Raw genomic sequence first — 378 nt, 5'->3', positions numbered from 1 at the left:
CAAGGAGACGGTTTTTTATTGAGCGTTACTTTCATCTGACCGATCAGTTCACGCCTGAAATCCCCCATCCGCGGCTTATCGCCATCAATCCACGGCAGCGGACGGCACCCCTCCATCGCTTTGATACCCAATCGCGCCGGCAGCAAGCCCGCGCCAATGCCCTGGGCTGCCCGGGCTGAAAGACGCGCCGCCAGCTCCTGCGACATCCAGTCCATTCCTACTTCGCGCCCCAGTTCGCTCGCGCCCGCAAACGCGATATTGAGCAGGCCCAGTTTGAACCGCCTGAGCCGGCTGTAGTAACCCAGCTCTATGCCGTAAAGGTTCGCGATTCGGTTGATGAGGCGCAGGTTACGCCCGGCGATAAAGGCCATATCCACC

General features: G+C 60.1%; 1 protein-coding gene. It reads right to left on the bottom strand.

The window, feature by feature from the left end:
- On the bottom strand, positions 1-378 hold a 378-nt coding region (locus tag A6013_RS24580), incomplete at both ends, for a TIGR01620 family protein (RefSeq protein WP_069733896.1).

Source organism: Enterobacter sp. IF2SW-B1, assembly GCF_001743375.1.
GTDB lineage: Bacteria > Pseudomonadota > Gammaproteobacteria > Enterobacterales > Enterobacteriaceae > Enterobacter > Enterobacter bugandensis.
Note: the sequence above shows the minus strand (reverse complement) of the source record. Positions and strands in the feature narration are given on the sequence as shown.